Source organism: Kitasatospora sp. NPDC036755, assembly GCF_040636595.1.
In the GTDB taxonomy this organism is placed as follows: domain Bacteria; phylum Actinomycetota; class Actinomycetes; order Streptomycetales; family Streptomycetaceae; genus Kitasatospora.
Window position 1 is genome coordinate 1 of record NZ_JBEZUT010000404.1, and the last position, 6,785, is coordinate 6,785.

Genomic DNA, 6,785 nt, shown 5'->3' on the forward strand with positions numbered 1-6,785 from the left:
CCGATCGGCCCCGGCCGCCCACTGACGCCCCACCCCGCCCCCGGCGGGCCCGCCCGGGCCCGCCGGAGCGACGCGAAGGCCCCCTCCGGCTGCTGCCGGCGGGGGCCTTCCGCGTGTTCGGGGCGGTTTACGGCTCGAACTTGTAACCCAGGCCGCGAACGGTGACCAGGTAGCGCGGCGCGCCCGGGTCCGGCTCGATCTTGGCCCGCAGGCGCTTCACGTGGACGTCCAGGGTCTTGGTGTCGCCCACGTAGTCCGCGCCCCAGACCCGGTCGATCAGCTGCATCCGGGTGAGCACCCGGCCCGCGTTGCGCAGCAGCATCTCCAGCAGGTCGAACTCCTTGAGCGGCAGGTCGACCTTGGCGCCGTCCACGGTCACCACGTGGCGGTCCACGTCCATCCGGACCGGGCCCGCCTCCAGGGCGCCCGGGCCGCCGCCGTTGTCGCCGGCGCCGCCGTCCTCGCCGCGGCGGCGCAGCACCGCGCGGATCCGCGCGACCAGCTCGCGGGTGGAGTACGGCTTGGTGACGTAGTCGTCAGCGCCTATCTCCAGACCGACGACCTTGTCGATCTCGCTGTCCTTCGCGGTCACCATGATCACCGGGACGTTGGACCGCACCCGGAGCTGGCGGCAGACCTCGGTGCCGGGCAGGCCCGGCAGCATCAGGTCGAGCAGGACGAGGTCGGCACCATTGCGTTCGAACTGCTCCAGGGCGTCGGGGCCGGTGGCGGCGACGGCCACCTCGAAGCCCTCCTTGCGGAGCATGTACGAGAGGGCGTCGCTGAACGACTCCTCGTCCTCGACCACCAGTACTCGGGTCACGATCAGGCCTCCGGGGCAAGCTGAGGGGTTGTGTCTGACAGGTGTTGTTCCCGCTCCCCGGCGGGGAGCGAACGGTCCGTACGGTCCGTGGTGAGGGTGCGGGGTGCGGCGGCGGGGCCGGCGGGGTCGCCGCCCGGCGTGCGGTCCGGCTCGTCGTCGAACGCGTTCTCGGACTCGTCCTCCCCGGGGGCCTGCCCGGCGGGCAGGCGGACGGTGAAGGTGGAGCCCTGGCCCTCGACGCTCCACACCGAGACGGTGCCGCCGTGCGAGGCCGCGACGTGCTTGACGATGGACAGGCCCAGGCCGGTGCCACCGGTCGCCCGGGAGCGGGCGGGGTCGACGCGGTAGAACCGCTCGAAGACCCGCTCGCGGTCCTTCTCGGAGATGCCGATGCCCTGGTCGGTGACCGAGATCTCGATGAGCTCGCCGTCCGCCTCCCCGAGCGCCGCGGCGCTGGAGATCCGCCGGGTGGCGATGGCCACCCGGGTGCGCGGCGGGCTGTAGTTGACGGCGTTCTCGACCAGGTTGCCGAGCGCGGCGGCGAGCTGGCCGCGGTTGCCGTGGAGGTAGAGGCCGGCGATGCCGCCGGCCGCGATCAGGATCTGCTTGGCGGCGGCCTGCTGGCGGCAGCGGTCGATCGCCTCGGCGATCAGCTCGTCCACCGCGACCGGCTCCGGGTCGATCATCAGCCGGTCGTCCTGGACCCGGGAGAGGTCGATGATCTCCTGGACCAGACTGGCCAGCCGGGCCGCCTCGACCTGCATCCGGCCGGCGAAGCGCTGCACCGCCTCCGGGTCGTCGGAGGCGTCGACGACCGCCTCGGAGAGCAGCGACAGGGCGCCGACCGGGGTCTTGAGCTCATGGCTGACGTTGGCCACGAAGTCCCGGCGGACGGCCTCGACCCGGCGCCGCTCGGTCTGGTCCTCGACCAGCACCAGCACCAGCCGGGAGCCCAGCGGGGCGACCCGGACGGAGACCGCGAGCGGCTCCGCCGCGCGGGCCGCGCCCGGCCGGGGCACCTCCAGCTCGACCTGGCGGATCTCGCCGTCCCTGCGGGTGGAGCGGGCCAGCGAGAGCATCTGGTCCACGGCGACGGCACCGCCGCGCACCAGGCCCATCGCGTACGCCGCCGAGCTGGCCTTGACCACCTCGTCGCCCTCGCCCAGCACGATCGCGCAGGAGCGGAGCACGGACAGCACGGTGTCGACCCCCGGCGGCAGCGGCGGCTCGGGATTGCCGGTGCCCAGCGGCTGGTACCGGCCGAGGTTCCTGCCGCCGGTTCCGCTGTACTTGCCCTTGGCCTGCTCGCGCTCGCTCCAGCGGAAGGCGATGGAGGCGGTGAGGCCTACGCCGAGCCCGGCTATGGCACAGGCAGCGGCGGCGGCCACGTTCACGTCCATGTGGCCAGCGTAAGCGTACGGCCAGGGCAGTCCCCAAGCGCTCGATCAAGGCATCGACCACGCGTTGCCGAGAATTCACCTTCAAGTGGCCGCCGATTCACCGGAGCGGCCGTGCTCCGTCGCCCTGACGGCCGAAAGTTGGCCACGCAGCCCGTGTGGGAGAGATCGGTGTGCCGAACAGCGGCCACCGGCTCGGGTGTGCGCGTACGATGCGCGCCACCAGCAGCGGTCACCCGGACACCGGAACGACGGTCGGACGGGCTGACCGGTCGGCACCGCCACCGACACAGCTACTGAGGAGAGAACATGCGCGACGCGTACCACGAGGAACTCGATGCGATCGGCGACAGCCTGGTCGAGATGGCCCGGCTGGTCGGCTCTGCGATGGGCCGCGCCACCACCGCACTCCTCGACGCGGACCTGGCGCTGGCGGAGAGCGTGATCGCCGCCGACGAGAAGGTCAACGAGCTGCACCACGAGCTGGAGAACCGGGCCATCGACCTGCTCGCCCGCCAGCAGCCGGTCGCCACCGACCTGCGCATCGTCGTCACGTCGCTGCGGATGAGCGCCGACCTGGAGCGCTGCGGCGACCTCGCCCGGCACGTCGCCAAGGTCGCGCGGATGCGCTACCCCGACACCGCCGTGCCGAGCGACCTGCACTCCACCGTCCTGGAGATGGGCCAGCTCGCCCAGCGCCTGGTGGCCAAGGCCGGCCTGGTCATCGCCACCAAGGACGTCGACAAGGCGCTGGAGATGGAGCAGGACGACGACGCGATCGACACCCTGCACCGCGAGCTGCTGTCGCACCTGATCGACGAGCGCTGGCACCACGGCATCGAGACCGCCGTCGACATCACCCTGGTCGGCCGCTACTACGAGCGCTTCGCGGACCACGCCGTGTCGGTCGCCAAGCGCGTGGTGTACCTGGTGACGGGGGAGCACGTGGCGGAGTTCGTGGCCGCCACCGAGGCAGCCGAGGCCGCGCCGGTCGACTGACCGCCGGTCGTGGTGCCGGCGGCTCACCCCGAGGGGTGAGTAAACCCGTGACGAGGGTGGTGCGGGCGCACGGTCTCCCGTGCGCCCCACCACCGCGCGCCCGTTGACGCCCCCTCCGTTCGGCGGTTTCACTCGACATTGGGGGCACAGGACTGTGCCCGTCACAAGGAGGGAAGCTCGATGAAGGCCCACCCGACCCGACCGGCAACCGCCCACGACACCGTCGAGCCACCCGCCCCGAAGCTGCTCCCCGTCCTCGCCGCCGGCTGCGGCTGCGGCCCGGGCTGCGGCTGCGGCTGCCAGTCCGGCGCGCCCTGCCAGTGCGGCGGCGCCGACGGCGGCTGCTGCGGTGGCCACTGAGCGGCCCCCGCGCGAGGCGCCCCCGAGGTGCACGGTCTTCCGGCGGCCGTGCACCTCGTCCGTGTCCGCGGGGGTTCCGTGGCGCGCCCGCGCGGGCGCCCGCGCGCGTGCCCCCGGGTGTGCCCCCGGGGGCGTCAGAACGTGACGTCGGTGCAGGAGTAGAAGGCGTTCGGGGTGTCGGCGATGTTCCAGACCGCGACGACCACCTGGTGGCCGGTCCGCCCGCTCGGGATGGTCGCGGTGTGGCTGAGCGTGCTCGGCACCTGCACCCCGCCGAACGGGACGGTCAGGAAGGGCGTCAGGTCCAGGTTGGCCCGGGTGACCGGCTGGCTCGCGTCGTAGCCCGGCCTGGTCATGTAGTACCGGAAGTCCGAGGTCGCGTGCCGGGCGGTGAACTTCCAGGTGAAGGTGAGCTGCTGGCCCGCCGTCACCGGCGTCGTCGGCCAGGCGCCCGCGTGCGGGTCGTCCAGCTCGGCGAAGCGCGCGTTGCCGCCGGCGCAGATGGTGCCGTCCGAGGGACCGAGTGCCGGGAAGCCCTTGGGGCCCTCGACGCTCTGCGGCTCCCACTGGATGTCGCCGCAGTCCCACGGGACGCCGTCCACGTGGGTGTCGCAGAGCGCGGCCCGGCTGGGCGGGGTCGAGATCCAGCCGTGGGACGAGGCCGGGAAGGCCAGGGTCAGCGGGATCGCCAGCGCGGCGACGGCCGCCCCGACGATGTGGCGTGTGCGCATGGTGCTCCTCCGTGGGGGTGGATGGAGTGTGCGCCGGGGGCGCAGACGCGCGCGCGTGGGGGTGCGGCGGCCCGGACGGGGAGATCCTGGCATGCCTGCGCCAGTCCGGTGCCCTCACGGTAGGAGCCGCCGACGGCGACCGTCAATGGTCTGAACCATTTTCCCGCCTACCCAACTCGCCGACCAGGCAAGCAGGTTGACCCCGAACCGACCGAAAACGAACGAAGGCCCCGCCGCCCGGTCCGACCGGGCGGCGGGGCCGTAGCGGCAAGTGGCCTACTTCTTGCCCTGGTTCTTGACCGCCTCGATGGCAGCCGCGGCGGCGTCCGGGTCGAGGTAGCGGCCGCCCGGGGTGAGGGGCTTGAAGTCCGCGTCCAGCTCGTACACCAGCGGGATGCCGGTCGGGATGTTCAGGCCGGCGATGGCCTCGTCGGAGACGCCGTCGAGGTGCTTGACCAGCGCGCGAAGGCTGTTGCCGTGGGCGGTGACCAGGACGGTCTTCCCGGCGGCGAGGTCCGGGACGATCGCGTCGTACCAGTACGGGAGCATCCGCTCGACGACGTCCTTCAGGCACTCGGTGCGCGGACGCAGCTCGCTCGGGATCTCGGCGTAGCGGGCGTCACCGGCCTGCGAGTACTCGGCGTCGTCGGCCAGCACCGGCGGCGGGGTGTCGTACGAGCGGCGCCACAGCTGGAACTGCTCCTCGCCGAACTCGGCCAGGGTCTGGGCCTTGTCCTTGCCCTGGAGCGCACCGTAGTGGCGCTCGTTCAGCCGCCAGCTGCGGCTGACCGGGATCCAGTGCCGGTCGGCCTTGTCCAGGGCGATCTGGGAGGTGCGGATCGCGCGGCGCAGCAGCGAGGTGTGCAGCACGTCGGGGAGCAGACCCTCGGCGGCCAGGAGCTCGCCGCCGCGGGCGGCCTCCTTCTCGCCCTTCTCGTTGAGGTCGACATCGACCCAACCGGTGAACAGATTCTTCTGGTTCCACTGGCTCTCGCCGTGGCGGAGCAGGATGAGTCGGTACGTCGTGTCAGCCATGGCCCCCAGCTTAGTGGGGGCCGGAAAACCCCTGGTGGGGACCTTCCGTCGCTGTGTAATGTGTGACCCGCGCATCTGACACTTACATGCGTCGGCTGACCGGGCCTGCCGAACCGCTCGGCGGACGCCTGCCCACGGGAGCCCCCACATGCTCGTCCCCCTGGTCACCAACCCCCGGTTCCGAAGACTCGTGCACGAGACGGTGGGCGGGCTGCCGCGGGAGTTCTGGTGGCTCTGGGTGAGCACCCTGGTGAACAAGCTCGGCGCGTTCGTGGTGACGTTCCTGGCCCTGTACCTGACCGTCGACCGGGGCTACTCGGCCTCCTACGCGGGCCTGGTGGCCTCGTTGTTCGGCCTCGGTTCGGCCGTCGCCGCGATCGGCGCGGGCGTGCTGGCCGACCGGATCGGCCGCCGCCCCACCCTGGTCGCCGCCCAGCTCGGCACCGCGCTGTTCACCGCCGTGCTCGGCTTCGCGGACGGCCAGGTGGCGATCGCCGCGGTGGCCTTCCTGGTGGGCCTGTGCAACAACGCCACCCGCCCGCCCACCTCGGCGATCATCGCCGACCTGGTGCCGGCCGAGGACCGGGTCCGCGCGTACTCGCTGAACTACTGGGCGATCAACATCGGCTTCGGCCTCTCGGCCGCGCTGGCCGGCCTGATCGCCACCCACGGCTACCTCACGCTCTTCCTGCTGGACGCGCTCTCCACCCTGGTCTGCGCGGTGGTGATCTTCGTCCGGATCCCGGAGACCAGGCCGCAGCTCCCGGACGACCGGACGGACGGCCCGGCGGAACCACGGATCGGCCTGGGCTCGGTGTTCCGGGACGCCCCGTTCATGGCGCTGGTCGGCCTGACCCTGCTGCTCGCGCTGGTCTTCCAGCAGGGCAGCACCACGCTCGCCGTGGACATGGGCGCCTCCGGCATCACCTCCACCGAGTACGGCCTGGTCATCGGCCTGAACGGGCTGCTGATCGTGGTCCTCCAGATCCCGCTCACCCGGTGGATGCAGGGCCGCTCGCGGACCGGGCTGCTGATCACCAGCTGCCTGCTCACCGGTTGGGGCTTCGGACTGGCCGCGCTGGCCGGCTCCTCGGCCTGGCTGTTCGCGCTCTCGGTGGCCGTCTGGACGGTCGGCGAGATCCTCAACACGCCGGTGATGATGGGCCTGGTCGCCGAACTGGCGCCGACCCACGGACGCGGCCGCTACCAGGGCGTGCACAGCCTCTCCTGGTCGCTCGCCTCGTTCCTCGGCCCGGCGGGCGGCGGGCTGCTGCTCCAGCACGCCGGACCGGTGGTGCTCTGGACGGCCTGCGGGGCGGTCGGGACGCTGACCGCGCTCGGGTACGTGGTGCTGGCCCGGCGGACCGGCTCGGTGGGCCGACGCCGGCCCGTGGCGACGGCGGTGCCGGTGCCCGCGGCGGAGGTCACGGCGCCGGCCGC

General features: G+C 72.7%; 7 protein-coding genes. 3 read left to right on the forward strand and 4 right to left on the reverse strand.

From position 1 onward, the window contains the following. Positions 1 to 127: 127 nt before the first annotated feature. Positions 128 to 823 carry a response regulator transcription factor gene (locus AB0E96_RS36380; RefSeq protein WP_031069385.1) on the reverse strand — a complete coding sequence of 232 codons (696 nt, stop codon included), beginning with the start codon at positions 821 to 823 and terminating at the stop codon, positions 128 to 130. A 2-nt stretch (positions 824 to 825) separates the two neighbouring features. Further along, positions 826 to 2,223: an ATP-binding protein gene (locus AB0E96_RS36385; RefSeq protein ID WP_359830320.1), complete on the reverse strand. Its 1,398-nt coding sequence runs from the start codon at positions 2,221 to 2,223 to the stop codon at positions 826 to 828. A 306-nt stretch (positions 2,224 to 2,529) separates the two neighbouring features. Here AB0E96_RS36385 and phoU point away from each other — a divergent pair, with 306 nt between their 5' ends. Both phoU and AB0E96_RS36395 read left to right on the forward strand, forming a co-directional pair. After that, positions 2,530 to 3,219: a phosphate signaling complex protein PhoU gene (phoU, locus tag AB0E96_RS36390; protein ID WP_359830323.1), complete on the forward strand. Its 690-nt coding sequence runs from the start codon at positions 2,530 to 2,532 to the stop codon at positions 3,217 to 3,219. 180 nt (positions 3,220 to 3,399) lie between these two features. Next, entirely contained in the window at positions 3,400 to 3,579 is a 180-nt protein-coding gene (locus AB0E96_RS36395; RefSeq protein ID WP_359830326.1) for a hypothetical protein, read from the forward strand. A 134-nt stretch (positions 3,580 to 3,713) separates the two neighbouring features. Here the strand turns inward: AB0E96_RS36395 and AB0E96_RS36400 are convergent, their stop codons facing one another. Then, positions 3,714 to 4,310: a lytic polysaccharide monooxygenase gene (locus AB0E96_RS36400; RefSeq protein ID WP_359830328.1), complete on the reverse strand. Its 597-nt coding sequence runs from the start codon at positions 4,308 to 4,310 to the stop codon at positions 3,714 to 3,716. Between the two features lie 276 nt (positions 4,311 to 4,586). Next, on the reverse strand, positions 4,587 to 5,345 hold the full coding sequence (locus AB0E96_RS36405; protein WP_359830330.1) for a phosphoglyceromutase: 759 nt from the start codon (positions 5,343 to 5,345) through the stop codon (positions 4,587 to 4,589). A 148-nt stretch (positions 5,346 to 5,493) separates the two neighbouring features. Between AB0E96_RS36405 and AB0E96_RS36410 the strand changes: the two genes are divergently transcribed. Beyond that, positions 5,494 to 6,785 (forward strand): MFS transporter (locus tag AB0E96_RS36410; RefSeq protein ID WP_359830332.1); only part of this gene is annotated, 1,292 nt, incomplete at its 3' end.